The following is a 17190-nucleotide window of genomic DNA, read 5'->3' as shown; positions in this document are numbered from 1 at the left end:
TAATGAGTATCTTAATTAACAAAGACACTAAAGTTATTTGCCAAGGTTTTACAGGTTCTCAGGGGACTTTCCACTCAGAGCAGGCTATTGAATACGGCACTAACATGGTAGGTGGAGTCACTCCTGGTAAGGGTGGTCAAACTCACTTAGGCTTGCCTGTTTTCAATACGGTAAAAGAAGCCGTTGAGCAAACCGGTGCTGAAGCTTCTGTTATTTATGTACCAGCGCCTTTCTGTAAAGACTCTATTCTGGAAGCAGCTAACGCTGGGATCAAACTGATCGTTTGTATCACTGAAGGTATTCCTACTTTAGACATGCTGGATGCCAAGGTGAAGTGCGACGAGTTAGGTGTGCGTTTAATTGGCCCTAACTGTCCAGGTGTGATTACTCCAGGTGAATGTAAGATCGGTATTATGCCTGGTCACATTCATAAGCCAGGTAAAGTCGGTATTGTTTCTCGCTCTGGTACGTTGACTTATGAAGCAGTTAAACAAACCACTGATCATGGCTTTGGCCAGTCTACTTGTGTCGGTATTGGCGGTGACCCAATCCCAGGCAGCAACTTTATCGACATTTTAGAAATGTTCGAAAAAGACCCACAAACTGAAGCCATTGTGATGATTGGTGAAATCGGTGGTACTGCAGAAGAAGAAGCGGCTGCTTACATTAAAGCCAATGTTAGCAAGCCTGTAGTTTCTTATATTGCTGGTGTGACTGCGCCTCCAGGAAAACGGATGGGGCATGCAGGTGCGATCATTTCTGGTGGTAAAGGTACAGCTGATGAAAAGTTTGCTGCATTAGAAGATGCTGGCGTTAAAACGGTTCGTAGCTTAGCTGAGATTGGGAATGCGTTAGCAGAACTCACTGGCTGGAAATAAAATTTTCCTTCGTGAATGACTCTTAGGATTTGTTGTGACCACCATGGATGGTGGGAATGCAGTTTTTGCATGGTGGTATGGAAACCACTAATTAGGGCAATGCAGGAGCAATTGCCGAGGAGCAAAAAACTGCCTGACGGCCTTTCCTTAGAGCCCTACACTTTGGAAAATCAAATAATATGAAAAAGCAGCCTTTTTAGACTGCTTTTTTTGTGGGTTGGTAGAATAGATATTATTTCTTTTAATAAATTTAATTTTAGATAAATAAACTAATAAAAACTAAAATTTGAAGTAAATTTCTGCAAATATGCCGCTATACTGAGCAAATAGTCCTGTATGCCTTTCGCTCGGGTATGCATAAATTTCCCAAATGAGGTCGCTGCAAGCTAATGGATGTCCCGCATCCACTTTGTAGCAGTATGTAAATAATATTATACCCGATAGGGTATAGCCTAAGTAGTAAACATTATAAAGATAGGGGGTCTGTTGCTATGTTAGTTGGTGTACCTAAAGAGATTAAAAACCACGAATATCGAGTTGGCCTAACACCGGCAGCGGTTAAAGAGTTAGTTAATCATAATCATCAGGTATTTGTTGAAACAACAGCTGGTGATGGTGTTGGTTTTACTGATGCTGACTATCAAGCAGTAGGTGCAACTATTTTAGATACAGCAGAAGCTGTATTTGAAAAGGCTGAAATGATTGTTAAGGTTAAAGAGCCTCAGGCTGTCGAAAGAAAGCGCCTAACTGAAAAACACACTTTATTTACTTACCTTCACTTAGCGCCTGATGTACCTCAAACAGAAGACTTAATTGCTTCTGGTGCGACTTGTATTGCTTATGAAACCGTTACTGATGCTGCTGGTCGTTTACCACTGTTGGCGCCTATGTCTGAAGTGGCTGGACGGATGTCCATTCAAGCAGGTGCTCACTGCTTGGAGAAATACCGCGGTGGGCGTGGTGTATTATTAGGTGGAGTACCAGGTGTTGAACCTGCCAAAGTTGTTGTGCTTGGCGGTGGTGTAGTTGGTAAAAACGCTACAGCAATGGCGGTAGGGCTTGGTGCTGATGTAGTGGTGTTAGATAAATCAGTTGATGTATTACGCCAACTGGATATGGTATACGGAAACCGCATCAAGACTGTTTACTCAACAGAACATGCAATCACTGAGCATGTATTAAGTGCTGACTTGGTAATTGGTGGTATTTTGATTCCTGGCGCGGCTGCACCTAAATTAATTACCCGTGATCACATTAAAGCCATGAAGACTGGTGCGGCGATTGTTGATGTGGCAATTGACCAGGGAGGCTGTGTTGAAACCTCTAAGCCAACCACCCATGCTGACCCTATTTATATTGTGGATGACGTGGTGCATTACTGTGTTGCTAATATGCCTGGTGCTGTGGCGCGGACTTCTACAATGGCGTTGAATAATGCCACTTTGCCTTTTGTGATTGAGCTTGCTAACAAAGGGGCTAAACGTGCGATGGCTGAAAACCCTCATTTATTAAATGGTTTAAATGTTTGCCGTGGCAAGGTGACTTGTGAAAGTGTTTCTGTAGCTCAAGGACTTAGCTATACCCCAGCTTCAGAAATGTTGAACGCTATTTAAGTTATATTTTTCTGAATTCCGGTTGTTTGTTACCCCGACTTGCCGCAACGTTTGTTGCGGCTTTTTTTTGCCTTTTATACCCTTCGCGAATTATTTTTAGGCTTTGTTATCTTTGCTTCTCACCCCAATCACCTCTTATTTATAGGCTTATGGGGCTTCGTCACTCGATGGCCTTGCCTAAAATCCCTTCACTTTGGGTATACTTTGCCGGGAGTTACTTGTAATTAGAATGCAATAGTTAGCGTTTACTTTATTGGGCATCGAGATTTCTGCTTATTTACCCAAAAGTTGTTATTAGATAGCTCTAGAAACTACTTGCTGTGATTGAGCGCAGCACAGTTTTTTTGTAGTAATACTGAGGTATGGCATGGTTGAGCATTGGCTGGATATATTGGCAGTAGTCTGGTTCTTTTCTATTTGGAGTGGCTATAGCTGGTTTGCTTGGCGGCAGGGTAAGGTGACACCCTGTTTAGCTTCTGTTTTGCACCTATATCGTGAAGATTGGATGAGACGGGTATTAACCAGGGATAACTTAATTGCTGATACCAGTATTATTGCCAATTTAGAGCGTAATGTGTCTTTCTTTGCTTCCACCGCTATTTTAATTGTTGCTGGATTAGTGACCACCCTAGCGGCAACAGATGAAGCGATTGGCTTTTTAAGTAATATGCCAATGGTGTCTTCTTCTTCCCTGCAGTTATGGGAATACAAAATTTTGATTATGATCATTATTTTTGTCTATGCTTTTTTTGCATTTACCTGGAGCCTGCGTCAGTACAATTTCAGTTCAGTATTGATTGGTAGTGCTCCGCGGCAAGATGAAAATGATGTATCAGAGCAAGAGCGTAATAGCTTTGCCGTTAGATCTGCCAAGGTATTGTCAATGGCTGGCAATCAGTTCAATTATGGTCTACGTTCTTTTTATTTTGGTTTAGCCTCCCTAGCCTGGTTTATTACTCCTTGGCTATATATGTTAGCCACTTCCATTGTTGTATTGGTGTTGTATCAACGGGAATTCCACTCAAAAGTATTGAAAACCATGCTTTATACCGAAAAATAACCGCTATACCTAACCCTAGCCCGAATACTTCATCAAACCACAGAAAAAATCCATGCAGCCGATGGAAACCAGGGCCTTTAGCCGGAATGTCCAGAACCTTTGATATCTGATGAAATATTCGGGCTAGTCTGTAAAAAAGCAACAGTTTGTCGGTAAGTGCTTGTTAGTTGAACGCTTGTTCATTAATCTTTGCCTCTTTTTTGAACGTGATTGGTAAAGTATGGCGTTTGTGTTGCTGGCTCTAGGGCTTGCTTTATTTGTGGGTGGGGGAGGCTACTTTTTTTGGCTTGCCTATCAGCGGTACTCTATCTTGGGTGTTTTGTGTGTTGTGCCGCCTGTTACTGTTTGGCTTGGGCTTCGCCACTGGGAGCAGGCTCGGTTTGCCTGGCTGACCCAATTAATAGGGGTGGTTAGCTGCTGTTGTGGGTTAACGATCATCAAACATGAGCAACCAGCTACTTGGCAGTATTGGTCTGATCGTACTTATGCGACTGTATTGCAGGTGGTGACCCAATTGAGGCAGTTGCCTATCAAAGAGCAGTATCTGGCTTTACTTGCTCAGTTTGAAAAAAAACCTACCGAGGAGCCATTAACCGGTTTATTAGCAGGAGAATCGTTTACACCCAATCAGGTTATTTATACAAATGAACAACTGGTATTTAACCAGTTGGGGAAAGATAGTGACCTGCCTGAAATATCGCTAAGTATTAATTTACCTGAAAAGCATTGGCATTTACTCCACCAGCAGGGTAAGTTAAACCTGACTGATGCACCCTTTGCTGTAAGTTGGTACAGCAATACTAGGAATACTGCTGCCTGGGAAGAGCAGATTGGTATTAAACGGCTTAAACTGCTACGGCTGTATAATCACCAACTGGCTTTTGACTTGCAATTTGATCAAACCAGTCAGTTATTTGGTTATGCTGAATATCGCTAGTAAACCTCTTTTGCTGTTTTGTTATTGAAAAATCCATAACTATCCCCATCTAGCCATTAACTAGGTCATTTACTAACAGCTGTATTTAACCTTGTTAGTAACTATCTTTTGTATTGTGAAAAATGGGTATTAGTCGGTATGACAGTGGAAACTAAAAAAGAAACGCTAGGCTTTCAAACCGAAGTAAAGCAACTGCTTCATTTGATGATTCATTCGCTTTACTCAAATAAGGAAATTTTTCTTCGTGAGCTGATTTCCAATGCTTCTGATGCTGCTGATAAATTGCGCTTTGAAGCATTGTCCAATGCTGATTTATACGAAGGTGACTCTGATCTGAAAGTGCGAGTCAGTTATGACAAAGAAGCTAAGACCGTTACCATCAGTGACAATGGTATTGGTATGACTCGCGAAGAAGTGATTGAGAACTTAGGGACAATTGCTAAGTCTGGTACAGCTCAGTTTCTTAAGTCTCTGACTGGTGATCAGCAAAAAGATGCCCAGCTAATTGGTCAGTTTGGGGTTGGCTTTTACTCGGCCTTTATTGTGGCAGACAAAGTCACTTTGACCACACGTCGCGCAGGTGAGCAGGCTGCAATATGTTGGGAGTCTGCTGGGGAAGGTGAGTTCACTATCGAAGAGGTAGAAAAAGCGTCTCGTGGTACCGAAGTAACCTTACATCTAAAACCAGAAGAAACTGATTTTGCTGATGGCTATCGGTTACGCAGTGTTATTCGTAAATATTCTGATCACATTGCTATCCCTGTGGTGATGAAAGAAGAAGTGATGCCAACAGGTGATGAAGAAAAAGACCAAGAAAAGGCTCAAGAAGAACCAAAAGACGAAACTATTAATACCGCTAAGGCGATGTGGACTCGTCCTCGCACAGAAATTTCTGATGATGAGTATAAAGAGTTTTATAAGCACATTAGTCATGATTTTGGTGAGCCGCTAACTTGGAGCCACAACAAAGTTGAGGGTAAGTTAGACTACACCAGTCTTCTATATATTCCTGCCAACCCACCATTTGATATGTGGAATCGGGAAGCCCAGCATGGCCTGAAGCTTTATGTACAGCGGGTCTATATCATGGATGAGGCTGAGCAGTTCTTGCCTCTATATTTACGCTTTGTTAAAGGTGTGCTGGATACAAATGATTTACCATTGAATGTGTCCCGTGAAATTCTGCAAAAAGACAGCAAAATTGATTCTATCCGTAGCGCTTTAACTAAGCGGGTATTGGATATGTTGGAAAAACTGGCGAAAAAAGATGCAGAAAAATATGCGACTTTCTGGAAAGCCTTTGGGCAGGTGCTAAAAGAAGGCCCAGCAGAAGACTACACTAACCGAGAAAAGATCGCCAAGCTGTTGCGTTTTAGTAGTACTCACACTAATAAAGCAGAGCAAGACCAGTCGTTAGAAGACTACATAAGCCGGATGAAGGACGATCAAGACAAGATTTATTTTATTACCGGTGAGTCTTTCAATGCAGCAAGTAATAGCCCTCACTTGGAAGTTTTCCGTAAAAAGGGCTTGGAAGTGCTGATACTGCATGATCGAATCGATGAGTGGCTGATGCAACAGCTAGGTGAGTTCGATGGTAAGCAGTTAGTGGATGTTGCTAAAGGTGAGCTTGATTTAGGTAAGCTGGATACTGAAGAAGAGAAAAAAGCTCAAGAAGAAGTCGCTAAAGAAAAGGCTGACTTGGTTGAAAAAGTGAAAGAAGCCTTGGGTGATAAAGTCGCTGAGGTGAGAATATCTCATCGTTTAACAGACTCACCTGCTTGTTTGGTGGTAGGGCAATACGATATGGGGGCTCAAATGCGCCGAGTATTGGAGGCTGCGGGTCAAGCAGTGCCTGAAATCAAGCCGACTTTTGAAATTAACTCTGAGCATCCGTTGGTAGAAAAACTCCATAATGAAGCAGATGTGGATCGCTTTAATGATTTAACAGAGGTTCTATTTGATCAAGCCAATTTGGCGGCTGGTGGTCATTTAGATGATCCAGCTCAGTATGTACATAAGCTAAATAAACTGTTGTTGGAGTTGTCTAATTAATGGATTGATGACCTAATAAAACAGTTTTAGCTTAACACAGAAAGCCACCTACTATTTTTAGAGGTGGCTTTTTTTATTGTTAAATTAAAGGTAATTAAATATTTTTTTATAGAAGATTTACTTGTCGGTTATTTTTTTGAGTAAGCGAAAAATATTTTAGGCTTTCTGTAGTATTAATAATAAGTAGATATTTATCGTTAAAATAAATCTTCAATAAAATTTTATAGGAAGCATAGTTTTATAATTTGACTGTAAGACACTGATTAAATACTCAATAATCTTTTTTAGGTATTTCTAATGTTCTCTATAAGCATTGTCATGTTTGACTTTGTTTATTATATGTTTTTGCTATTAAGAATCACTTTGTGATTCCAATAACAGTTTTAAGTTTATTTGAAAGTAAATCTAAAAGGGGCAGGTCTTAAACTACGAGATGGTAATCGTGAACTAATATTGTAGGGATTAGACACGAGTGTGACTAATGAATAAAATACCATCCCATTACATAAATATGAAATTTAGGAGTTTATCATGAAAAAAACAGCAGCCTTGTCTGTCGCTTTAGGTACATTAGTTGCACTATCTGCTGCTTCCAATGTTGCTCTTGCGGGTGAGAAAAAAGTTAAATGTTATGGTGTGATTGAAGCTGGCAAGAATGATTGTGCTGCTAATGGCCATTCCTGTGCAGGCCAGGCAAAAGCCGATAATGATTCTAATGAATGGAAATATATGGCTAAGTCAGAGTGTGAAGCCAAAAATGGAGGCGTTGGTAAACCGAAAAGTGTAGATGGTTAATTCTCAATATGTTACTTGAGAAACAAGTATTCAATCGTTGCCGGGATATCCCGGCAACGGCTGGCATTGGACTGAGGCAGCCCCATCATCAGGCATTTGCTGAAACAAAGCCTAGTATTGACTGGGTTGAGGTACATTCAGAAAATTACTTTGAGATGAATACACCACCTTTTGAGTTTTTAATGGGAGTCAGGCAGGACTATGCACTGAGCTTGCATGGGGTGGGGCTTTCATTAGGCTCAACGGATTCGCTTAATAAACAACATCTACAACAGTTAAAAACAATAGTTGAGATTTTTCAGCCGGGTTTGGTTTCAGAACATTTATGTTGGGTGTCGGAAAATAATATTTATTTACAGGATTTATTGCCGCTACCACAAACAGAAGCAGTTGTTAAGCATGTGGTAGAGCGTATTGATACAGTGCAAAATTATTTAGGCAGGAAAATATTGGTTGAAAATGTTTCTTGCTATTTAAACTATCCACATAATGAAATGCCAGAATGGGCATTTCTAGCAGAAGTCGCTAAACGCAGTGGCTGCGGTATTTTGTTGGATATTAATAATATTTATATTAATGCATTTAATCATAAATTTTCTGCCTGGGAGTATATAGAAAATATTCCTAAACAATTAGTAGAAGAAATTCATCTGGCAGGCCATCAGCAAATACAAGCGGGCGATGAAACTCTCCTATTAGATCATCATGGTGACAAAGTTGTTGATGAAGTGTGGGAGTTGTATAAAAAGACGTTGGAATTATTAGGCAATATTCCCACCCTGATTGAATGGGATACCCAGTTACCAGAGTTATCTGTATTATTGGGTGAAGCTGAAACAGCAAATAAATATTTAAAACTTAATTATGAGTACGCTGCATAGTTGGCTGCACCTATTTTCAGAGAGCATTCGTGAGAATGGTGCGGCAATAAAAGAGTTTTCAGAGCTATCGCTAACAAGCAATATAACTGAAAAATTAGCTATCTATCAACAGAATCATTTTGCCAATATCACGCAGGTATTACAAAGCACTTATCGGGTGCTTAATCAAATAATGGGAGAAGGGCGGTTTAAGAGTATTGCCCATGGCTATATTAAACAGTATCCACCAATAGAAGCTAATATTAATCGCTACGGGGAAGCGTTTTCGTTATTTCTTACAGAGCACCCATTATTGCAGGAATATCCTTATTTAGCTGAAGTGGCCAAGTTGGAGTGGGCGACCCATACGGCATTTTTAAGCCCAGAAACGGAAACTTTAGATATAGCTGTTTTAGGTGCTTTAGCGGATGAATCGGTTGTAGACTTAATGATCAGGCTAGCGCCGTCAGTGAAATTGATAGATTCAGAATACCCAGTGCTTGATATTTGGCAAGCTAACCAGCCAGGTGTTGATCACTCTGTTGATAATAAAATAAATAAGTCTGAAACTTATTTATTAATCATGCGAGAAAAAGATAAATTCTCAATACAACCCTTAACTAAAGCAGAATATAGCTTTTTGAATGCTGTTAATGCGGGCAATTTTTTTAATAATAGTATTCAAGCTGCTTTAGATGAGGATGAACACTTTAATATTGGTGAAATACTCCAGCAATATATCCTGCAAGGGATATTTAGTGAGATAGCACCTGTTAGAGCTTAGTTTTATAGAATATTAAAAATAGCAGAAGCGAAGTGTATATAATGGCTTTGTTTGGAGAGAGACTATGTGGCAAAAAATTTTAAAAGGCTGGCAGCAACTGACCTGTGTATCTAATGCTTGGTTTGCACCAGTTGTTGATTTAATTATGCGCATCTATGTTGGCTTGGTATTTTGGCGATCAGGACAAACCAAACTGGATAGCTGGGATTCTACATTGGTTTTATTTGAGTATGAGTATGATGTACCAATACTGCCACATGATATTGCTGCCTATATAGCAACAGCTGCAGAACTAGGGCTAGCAGTCTTATTAATAATAGGCTTAGGGACCCGCTTTGCAGCTGCTGGACTATTGTTAATGACTCTGATAATTGAATTATTCATTTTCCCCTATGGTTCAGAAGGTCACTCTACTGATCACTATTACTGGATGATAATATTCGGCAGTTTATGGATGAGAGGGGGTGGTGCTATTTCAATTGATCACTTTTTATGGAAGAAATGGAAGCAGGGGATAAATTAATTATTTCTTAAAAAAAACCGGCTTTAGGCCGGTTTTTTTATGAGTAGTTGGAAAGAAGTTACAAACAACTCATTACATATAAGGTTAAAATTGAACAGACTTTTTACTGGATGACTTAATGCAAGTAGCTTTTGTTGGAGTGCCTGTATTAATCAATTGCTAGCTTTTTTCACAACTGTTTTGGTTGTTACTCAACTGAGCAGGCTGTATTAGACGAAAAGATATCCAACAATAACCAGCAATGGTACCCTCTGGTAGCTCAGTATAATTCGTGGGTCGTCCTTTGGGGCTTGTCTCCTGGTGTGGTGACTTTTTCCACCACGTTTTAAAAGAGGAGTATGATACCTATTTCAAACTTTGATGCAATTCAGATCATCGACAAGTTAGAAATTAATGATAAGAGCTTTGAGTACTTTACGGCTTGACAATTTAGGAAAAGGTATTAGCTGCTATACTTTAGAAAGGTTTGAGATTCAATTTATCCTATCTTTATAAGCCATTTATTGTAGGCATGGGAGTTTATTTTAGGAGGAATCAACTCAACTTCTTGCTGGATTTTGGCTTTTTATTTTTCTTGTTAATATAATCAAGCTCTTGTTGGTAGCGGCTTTTCATTATAGTCATTTCGGTAGGAAAGAGTGATTCTAAGTCTAAAATAAAGTCTTTTAAGTAACGGTCGCTTTTCATGCGATTTAAATAGTTGTAGGTTTCGTAGGAGGTGATGACATCCCTGCCTGCATTTATGCTGTTAATCAACTTCAATGCTTCAGATTTTTCATGATCTTTTACATCATTATTACTTGTACGACTATAGTCAATCATATGAATAATTAGTCTTACAGCATAAGGTGTGCCATAGTCTGGTAGTAAATTTAACGCTTGCTGGTAAGCATATACAGCACGCTCTTTATAGAGGTGAGAGTGGCTTTTTTCATATAATGACATATCAGCAATGGCAATATTTACCCAAGTGTAGTAGGAGAACTTAAAGTCTTTTTCAAATTTTGTTTGTAATTTATGAACTTCAATCCACTGCTCAGCATTGACTAATACTTTAACATAGTTATCTATAAATTTAGGAAAAAAGCTTTTGTCTCGTATTTCAAGTGCTCTGCTCTCCATATTTTTAAATTTTTTGGCTGCAGCAGAGTAACTGATTTTTTTTGCTTTTATATTAGCCATCAGTTTCTCAACTTCAATTTCTAATGCCGATTTTTGTAGGCTCAGTAATTGTGATTTAATACTTTCAAATTCTTTGTTTGTGGCAGTCTTAGCTGTTTCCTGGACAGTGCTGATGACTTTAGGAAAAATATTTTCTTGGGCACTATGAAGAGCTTTATATTGTTCATGGATAGTATCTAACTTATAGTTAATACGGTCTTCTAATGGTTCAACTGCCTTTTTAGTGTGCTCATCCATTTTTTCTGCAATTTCCTTTTTTATTTCATCTTTTATTTCTGATATAAGCTTTGGAATTTGATTAATGCCAAAAAATGATAATACAACTATTGCTATACCAATCCAGTTACGCCAAGTTGAGATTCGTTTGTTGAGTTGTTCACTTACATCTCTGGTGATTTTGGATACGGTAATGCTTTCAAATTCTTCTTTGGGTATGCGATAGTAAGAGTGGTCGATATCATCGATTAGCTTGGTGACTTCTTCTTTTAGTCGTTCGACGTCCTGTTTGGTTTCATCATCATTATTTTCTGTTGACATAAGCGTATTATGTTTTAAGCAAGGTTGGCTTAAAATAACAATAGCACTATTCCATCAAGCTATCATAACTTTGCTTTTATCTATTAAGTCATGAGCGTCAGTGCTTTCATGGTTACTTGGTATGAAAGCTATTATTTTGAATAAAGGCATCAATGGTAATGTTACTTTGGGCTATTCTTAATCAATATTATCAAGCTGTTACAGACTGTAGGTGATTAAGATGGTTAGGTTGTTTTTATTTAGTTTATTAGCTTATTACGCCATTTTGGGAGTAGGTTTTGCCAATGCTCAGCAAGAGCTGTTGATTGTAGGAGAAGAGTGGCCTCCATTTGAATTTAAGGATGGTGATGAAGTTGTTGGTATTGATGTTGATATCGCTACCTATATTTTTAAGGAGATGAAAATCCCAGTTTCCTTTAAAATGCTGCCATGGAAGCGAGCATGGAGTATGGTTGAAGAAGGTAAAGCTGATGCGGTTTTCTCAACAAGCTTTAAAGAAAAAAGAGTACCTTATTTGATTTATCCAAAAGAGCATATGTGGATGAGTGAGTTTGTATTCTTCAATAATACTGCTAATAAGCTCAGTCAATTTGATGGCTATAAAACTGTTATTGAAAAGGATTTGAAGGTAGGGATTATTAATGGTAATTCTTATCATCCTAGTTTTTGGCAAGCATTTCCTTATCAAGATGGCTCGACAGAGTATGATGAATCTAAAGTGTCTTTATTAAATAAACAGCTAAAAGGAGCTGTTGATATAAAAGTCAATTTTAAAAAGCTTGCATCTAACCGAATCGATGTATTTACTGCTGACAAAGTGATTGGACAATTTACAGCAAAATTACTGGGGCTTAATAAGGATATTAGCTACTATGATGTTGCGTTGTACTCAAAACCTTACCCTATGCCGTTTGTGAAGAAGTCTACGTATCCTGAGATCGAAAAGGTGGCAATGGAGTTTGAAAAACGTCTAAAAGCATTAAAAGAAAGTGGTAAATACCAAGAAATTGTAGATAAGTGGCTGAAATAAGGATAGTTTTTATTTATTAAGTTATAATACAGCTGTTTGTTTTGGTTAAAAGTGATGTCTTAGATTATGCGTTGGTGTTTAAGTGTTGTTTTGGGTGGCTGTTTAAATGTTGCTTTGGCGGCAGATCAGCAAGTTTATATTGTCGGTAAGTTTCAGTTGCAAGGCACCAGTTATGCCCAGGCTGCTTTTTTTCGTAGTGATAAAATTGCAAATCATGCGGTTTGTGAAGAAGAGTTGCAAAAAGGCCAAAGAGGAGAATGGGATAAAATTTTTCATGTACTCAGGCCAGTTGGAGGAGGTGCCAGTTATACGGCAGATTATCGCTGTGTAACAAGTAATCAATTTTTTGAGGATTGGCGAGGCAATCGTTCCTATTTTAAATATAATTATTTGGTTGAGGTAGTGAATAAAGAGTTAAATGTTCAGGCGTTTAGTTCTCCTGCCAAGTGTTTAAAGGCATATCGAAAAAATAAAGCCAAATTCTCATCATTTGCATTCTGTGGTAAATCAAACCAAGCGATAAAAGAGAAATAACCAATAAAAAAGGCAAGCTTTGAGTCGCTTGCCTTTTTAGTCTGTAGATATTTTTGTTTGTATGGTGTTGTTACTTTTCGTATTTACGTAGTATTAATGAAGCATTGGTACCACCAAAGCCAAAGCTGTTAGACATGATAGTAGTCAAGGTTGCTGCTTCTGCTTGGGTGACTAATGGTAATTCGCTGACGCCTTCATCTGGTGTTTCAATATTGGCGGAACCGGCAATAAAGTTGTTTTCCATCATCAGCAAGCTATAAATCGTCTCATGAACGCCAGCAGCACCTAATGAGTGGCCGGATAACGATTTCGTAGAGCTAAATTTAGGCAGCTTATCACCAAATACGGTTTTCATGCCGTTAACTTCGGTGATGTCGCCAACAGGTGTGCTGGTACCGTGTACATTAATGTAATCAATTGGGGTGTCAACGGTGGCCAAGGCTTGCTGCATACAACGAATGGCGCCTTCCCCTGATGGGGCAACCATGTCATAGCCGTCAGATGTTGCACCATAGCCAACGATTTCTGCGTATATTTTGGCTCCACGAGCTAGTGCATGTTCTAGTTCTTCAACCACCACCATGCCACCACCGCCAGCAATAACAAAGCCATCACGGTTAGCATCATAAGGGCGTGAGGCTTTTTCTGGCGTGTCATTATATTTAGTGGAAAGGGCGCCCATAGCATCAAATAAGGCAGTTTGAGACCAGTGCTCTTCTTCTCCACCACCAGCAAAAACAACATCCTGCTTGCCCATTTGAATTTGTTCAACTGCATTACCAATACAGTGTGCGCTAGTGGCACAAGCAGAGGTAATTGAGTAGTTGATACCTTTAATTTTGAAAGGCGTTGCTAAGCAGGCAGAAACTGTTGAACCCATAGTTCTGGGTACCCGATAGGGGCCAACCCGTTTGATGCCTTTTTCACGTAAAATATCTGCAGCTTCAACGATATTTTCGGATGATGCACCACCTGAGCCTGCAATTAAGCCGGTACGTGGGTTGGACACTTGGTCTTCAGACAGGCCAGCATCAGCAATTGCTTGCTCCATGGCTAAATAGGCAAAGGCTGCTGCTTTGCCCATAAAACGGATTCTTTTTCTGTCTATATGTTCGCTCAAGTCAAGATCTACAGTGCCTGCAACATGGCTACGAAAGCCCATTTCTTTATAAACAGGGTTAAACTTAATACCTGAACGGCCTTCTTTTAACGATTTAAGAACCGCTTCTTTATCATTACCTAAACAAGAGGTAATACCTAAGCCGGTAATCACTACTCGTTTCATGTTTCGCTAGCCTTAAAATGAGTCAGTGGATGTAAACAAGCCTACTCGCAAACCTTCGGCTGTGTAAATTTGCTTGCCATCTACGCTTACACTACCGTCAGCGATACCAAGAATCAATTTGCGAGAAATAACCCGTTTAAGGTTAATATGATAAGTGACTTTTTTGTGGGTTGGTAAAATTTGGCCAGTAAATTTCACTTCACCGCTCCCTAATGCTCTGCCACGACCAGGAAAGCCTTTCCAGCCTAAGAAAAAGCCTACTAATTGCCACATTGCATCTAAACCTAAGCAGCCAGGCATGACTGGGTCACCAGGGAAGTGGCAGGAAAAAAACCACAAGTCAGGGTTAATATCCAGTTCAGCAATAATTTCGCCTTTGCCATAGGCTCCACCTACTTCGTCAATATGGGCGATTCGATCAATCATCAGCATATTAGGAGTTGGCAGCTGTGCATTACCCGGACCGAATAATTCGCCACGGCCACATTGGAGCAGTTCTTCATGGGTAAAAGCATGTTTACGGGTCATTCGCTATACCTAAGCTAAGTTCAATACAACAACAATGTTTATCTGGGGTTATCTGGGCAATAAGTCAGGTTAATCCATGAAGCTTAAAGGGTAATTTAAGTGGGATGACTAACTCAAATAATGATATGCATATTGTAGGGGAGTCACTATTCATTGCTTTCCTCATGGAGTACCAGTATATCACTAAATGTCAGTGGAATTAATGGGGGTTGTAACTTTTTAATCTAACTAAAACACAATTAATGATTCTGACATCATGATTATCTTGGTTTAGCCAGGCCATTGGTTGTCACATATATTACTTATTATAAGCCGTATAGTTGATCGATTTTTAACAAACAGCGAGTTAAGTTGTGACAGCAAATAGTCTTCATAGTGAATAAGTTGTTTCTACCTGTAATGAATAGTAGTTAGGGCCTGCAATTTATAACAATTAATCTGTCAGCGCTAGGCTGGAATGAAAACAGCTGTTTAAATTGTTGATTGGGGCGGTTAATGAATAGACAGTCGTATACTCATTAGTGTCGGCCTTGCTAAAAAGCAGGCCGCAACTGTGTTATGCTTGAGATACCAGAGAAACTAACTGTTTATCAGAAAGCCCTCTAAGCCAATAACCCTCTAAGCCTATATAAAAGAGAACGGCAGATGAAGCGAATAGTTGCAGTATTAGGTGGTGGTAGTTTTGGTACCGCCATTGCAAATATCCTATGCCATAATGGGCATCAAGTGACATTATGGTTGCGTGATCAACAACTAGCCGACCATATTAATCAGCAACATATTAATAGCCGGTATTTTCCAGACTATCCATTACACCCTGAATTGGTTGCTACAACAGACCTTGTTCAAGCAACTGCAGATGCAGAGCTGGTTTTTATCGCTATTCCCAGTAAGGCATTTCGCACGACGATTCATCCACTACAGCAACACCTGGCGGGTAAATGTATTGTAAGCACCACTAAAGGGGTGGAGGCACAAAGTTTTATGCTGATGAGCCAAATTCTTCAGCAAGAAATTCCCAATGCGCGCGTGGGGGTGCTCAGTGGACCCAATCTAGCAAAAGAGATTATGGCTAAAGGGCTAACGGCGACAGTCATCGCCAGTGGTGACAGTGAGTTACGTCAGTTGGTTCAGTCAGTCTTACATTGCGACTATTTTCGGGTATATGGCAATGACGACATGTTTGGTGTAGAGCTGGGTGGTGCCCTAAAAAACATCTATGCCATTGTTGCAGGGATGGCTGAAGCAATGGGGATGGGTGCGAACACTAAAAGTATGCTGATTACCCGAGCCTTAGCGGAAATGAGCCGTTTTGCTGTTCATATGGGGGCCAACCCCATGACGTTTATTGGTTTGGCAGGTGTTGGCGATTTAATCGTGACTTGTATGTCGCCATTGAGCCGTAATTTTCAGGTGGGGGTGGCATTAGGCCAGGGTAAATCGCTGGAAGCAGCTGAAACAGCGTTGGGGCAGGTGGCAGAAGGTGTTAATACCCTACAGTTGGTAAAAGATAAGGCTGATCAAGTAGGTGTTTATATGCCAATGGTTTCAGGCCTGTATGAAGTGGTGGTAATGAAACAGCCTATTGAAAAAGTGGTTCGTAGCTTAATGCTTGGGGAACAAAAGACAGATGTTGACTTCAGTGTCACAGAATTATTAGTGAGGCAGTAAATGGATCAGTCCATTAAGCAAAACATAAAGTCCGATTCACAATGGCTAAGATTGCTGTTTATTGTGTTATATGGCATCGCTTATCAAGTGGCGGAGCTGGTAGTGCTTTTTATCGTCATCATTCAAGTGTTATTTGCTTTGTTTACAGGTGCACCAAATCAAAAACTAACGCAGTTTGTGGGAGGCGTGAATCAGTTTATTTTTCAAATATTGCAATTTGTTACCTATAAAACGGATGAAAAACCTTTTCCTTTTCAGGATTGGCCAGAGTCTTCAGCCGCATTAAATAAGTCTTCAGCTCAGCAAGAAGAGCCACCAGAAGATAAACAGTCAGCTGCTGATAAAGGATTAGGAGAGTCTAAATAAGTAATGATAAGACTATTAATCATGCGTCATGGAGAGGCAGCCATGACTATTCCAGATGCAGCACGTGAGTTAACTGCAAAGGGTATACAGCAGGTACAGCAGCAGGCTAACCAGTTATGCCTTGAGGGGATGATTCCAAGCCATATTTTTGTCAGTCCGTTGAAACGTGCTCAACAATCCGCTGAGTTAATGGCTCAGGTATTGTGTCCCACTGTTGAAGTAACCACAATAAACTCACTAAAGCCTAATGACTCTCCAGCAGCTGTGTTGACAGCATTAGATAAGCAAGTAGAGCAGGACAATCGTGAGTGGGACACTGGCTGTTTATTATTGGTAAGCCACCTACCATTGGTGGCAGTGTTAACAAGCTTATTAATTGAAGGCCACCAGCGGCGGTCTTTGACCTTTATGACTGCGGATGTTATCGCGCTGGAAACTGAGGTAATTGCTGCAGGTTGCTGTGATTTACTTAAACAGTTTCGGGTTTAGCAGGTCAGCAGGTCGCCAATTTTTACTAATTTTCAACCAAAAGCTGACTAAATAAACTAATAA

17 protein-coding genes are annotated in these 17190 nt (G+C 39.9%); 14 read left to right on the top strand and 3 right to left on the bottom strand.

The genetic code is table 11. From position 1 onward, the window contains the following. The first annotated feature begins 2 nt into the window (after positions 1–2). From sucD to G4Y78_RS18925, 9 genes are all read left to right on the top strand, one after another. Positions 3–878 (top strand): succinate--CoA ligase subunit alpha, encoded by an 876-nt coding sequence (gene sucD / locus G4Y78_RS18965; RefSeq protein ID WP_163834518.1) that lies wholly within the window; start codon positions 3–5, stop codon positions 876–878. Between the two features lie 491 nt (positions 879–1369). Next, positions 1370–2491 (top strand): alanine dehydrogenase, encoded by a 1122-nt coding sequence (ald, locus tag G4Y78_RS18960; RefSeq protein ID WP_163834517.1) that lies wholly within the window; start codon positions 1370–1372, stop codon positions 2489–2491. Between the two features lie 367 nt (positions 2492–2858). Then, positions 2859–3551, top strand: a complete 693-nt coding sequence (locus tag G4Y78_RS18955; protein WP_163834516.1) for a DUF599 domain-containing protein — start codon at positions 2859–2861, stop codon at positions 3549–3551. A 220-nt stretch (positions 3552–3771) separates the two neighbouring features. Then, the gene (locus G4Y78_RS18950; protein WP_163834515.1) at positions 3772–4488 is read left to right on the top strand and encodes a hypothetical protein; all 717 of its coding nucleotides are present in this window, start codon (positions 3772–3774) and stop codon (positions 4486–4488) included. A gap of 138 nt (positions 4489–4626) precedes the next feature. Next, positions 4627–6543, top strand: a complete 1917-nt coding sequence (gene htpG / locus G4Y78_RS18945) for a molecular chaperone HtpG (RefSeq protein ID WP_163834514.1) — start codon at positions 4627–4629, stop codon at positions 6541–6543. Between the two features lie 531 nt (positions 6544–7074). Beyond that, positions 7075–7338: a BufA1 family periplasmic bufferin-type metallophore gene (locus G4Y78_RS18940; RefSeq protein ID WP_163834513.1), complete on the top strand. Its 264-nt coding sequence runs from the start codon at positions 7075–7077 to the stop codon at positions 7336–7338. 8 nt (positions 7339–7346) lie between these two features. Beyond that, positions 7347–8219: an MNIO family bufferin maturase gene (bufB, locus tag G4Y78_RS18935; RefSeq protein WP_163834512.1), complete on the top strand. Its 873-nt coding sequence runs from the start codon at positions 7347–7349 to the stop codon at positions 8217–8219. Then, positions 8203–8982, top strand: a complete 780-nt coding sequence (locus tag G4Y78_RS18930; protein ID WP_163834511.1) for an HvfC/BufC N-terminal domain-containing protein — start codon at positions 8203–8205, stop codon at positions 8980–8982. Before bufB ends, G4Y78_RS18930 begins: the two co-directional genes overlap by 17 nt. Before the next feature lie 64 nt (positions 8983–9046). Further along, the gene (locus tag G4Y78_RS18925; protein WP_163834510.1) at positions 9047–9505 is read left to right on the top strand and encodes a DoxX family protein; all 459 of its coding nucleotides are present in this window, start codon (positions 9047–9049) and stop codon (positions 9503–9505) included. A gap of 534 nt (positions 9506–10039) precedes the next feature. Here G4Y78_RS18925 and G4Y78_RS18920 read toward each other — a convergent pair. After that, the gene (locus G4Y78_RS18920; protein ID WP_163834509.1) at positions 10040–11224 is read right to left on the bottom strand and encodes a hypothetical protein; all 1185 of its coding nucleotides are present in this window, start codon (positions 11222–11224) and stop codon (positions 10040–10042) included. A 220-nt stretch (positions 11225–11444) separates the two neighbouring features. Here G4Y78_RS18920 and G4Y78_RS18915 point away from each other — a divergent pair, with 220 nt between their 5' ends. Both G4Y78_RS18915 and G4Y78_RS18910 read left to right on the top strand, forming a co-directional pair. Continuing rightward, on the top strand, positions 11445–12254 hold the full coding sequence (locus tag G4Y78_RS18915) for a substrate-binding periplasmic protein (protein WP_163834508.1): 810 nt from the start codon (positions 11445–11447) through the stop codon (positions 12252–12254). Positions 12255–12320: 66 nt separating this feature from the next. Next, on the top strand, positions 12321–12788 hold the full coding sequence (locus tag G4Y78_RS18910) for a hypothetical protein (RefSeq protein WP_163834507.1): 468 nt from the start codon (positions 12321–12323) through the stop codon (positions 12786–12788). Positions 12789–12858: 70 nt separating this feature from the next. On the opposite strand, the gene fabB is transcribed toward G4Y78_RS18910, so the two are convergent. Together fabB and fabA are read right to left on the bottom strand one after the other, a co-directional pair. After that, on the bottom strand, positions 12859–14073 hold the full coding sequence (gene fabB / locus G4Y78_RS18905; protein ID WP_163834506.1) for a beta-ketoacyl-ACP synthase I: 1215 nt from the start codon (positions 14071–14073) through the stop codon (positions 12859–12861). Between the two features lie 12 nt (positions 14074–14085). Beyond that, positions 14086–14601 (bottom strand): 3-hydroxyacyl-[acyl-carrier-protein] dehydratase FabA, encoded by a 516-nt coding sequence (fabA, locus tag G4Y78_RS18900; RefSeq protein WP_163834505.1) that lies wholly within the window; start codon positions 14599–14601, stop codon positions 14086–14088. 645 nt (positions 14602–15246) lie between these two features. Here fabA and G4Y78_RS18895 point away from each other — a divergent pair. Genes G4Y78_RS18895 through sixA form a run of 3 tightly spaced genes read left to right on the top strand, consistent with a single transcriptional unit; the run spans position 15247 to position 17127 of the window. Continuing rightward, positions 15247–16272, top strand: coding sequence for an NAD(P)H-dependent glycerol-3-phosphate dehydrogenase (locus G4Y78_RS18895; protein WP_163834504.1), 1026 nt, complete (start codon positions 15247–15249; stop codon positions 16270–16272). Then, positions 16273–16638, top strand: a complete 366-nt coding sequence (locus tag G4Y78_RS18890; protein WP_163834503.1) for a DUF4389 domain-containing protein — start codon at positions 16273–16275, stop codon at positions 16636–16638. 3 nt (positions 16639–16641) lie between these two features. Beyond that, positions 16642–17127, top strand: a complete 486-nt coding sequence (gene sixA / locus G4Y78_RS18885; protein WP_163834502.1) for a phosphohistidine phosphatase SixA — start codon at positions 16642–16644, stop codon at positions 17125–17127. The last annotated feature ends 63 nt before the right edge of the window (positions 17128–17190 follow it).

Source organism: Spartinivicinus ruber (genome assembly GCF_011009015.1).
In the GTDB taxonomy this organism is placed as follows: domain Bacteria; phylum Pseudomonadota; class Gammaproteobacteria; order Pseudomonadales; family Zooshikellaceae; genus Spartinivicinus; species Spartinivicinus ruber.
This window is presented reverse-complemented; position numbering and strand designations above follow the sequence as displayed.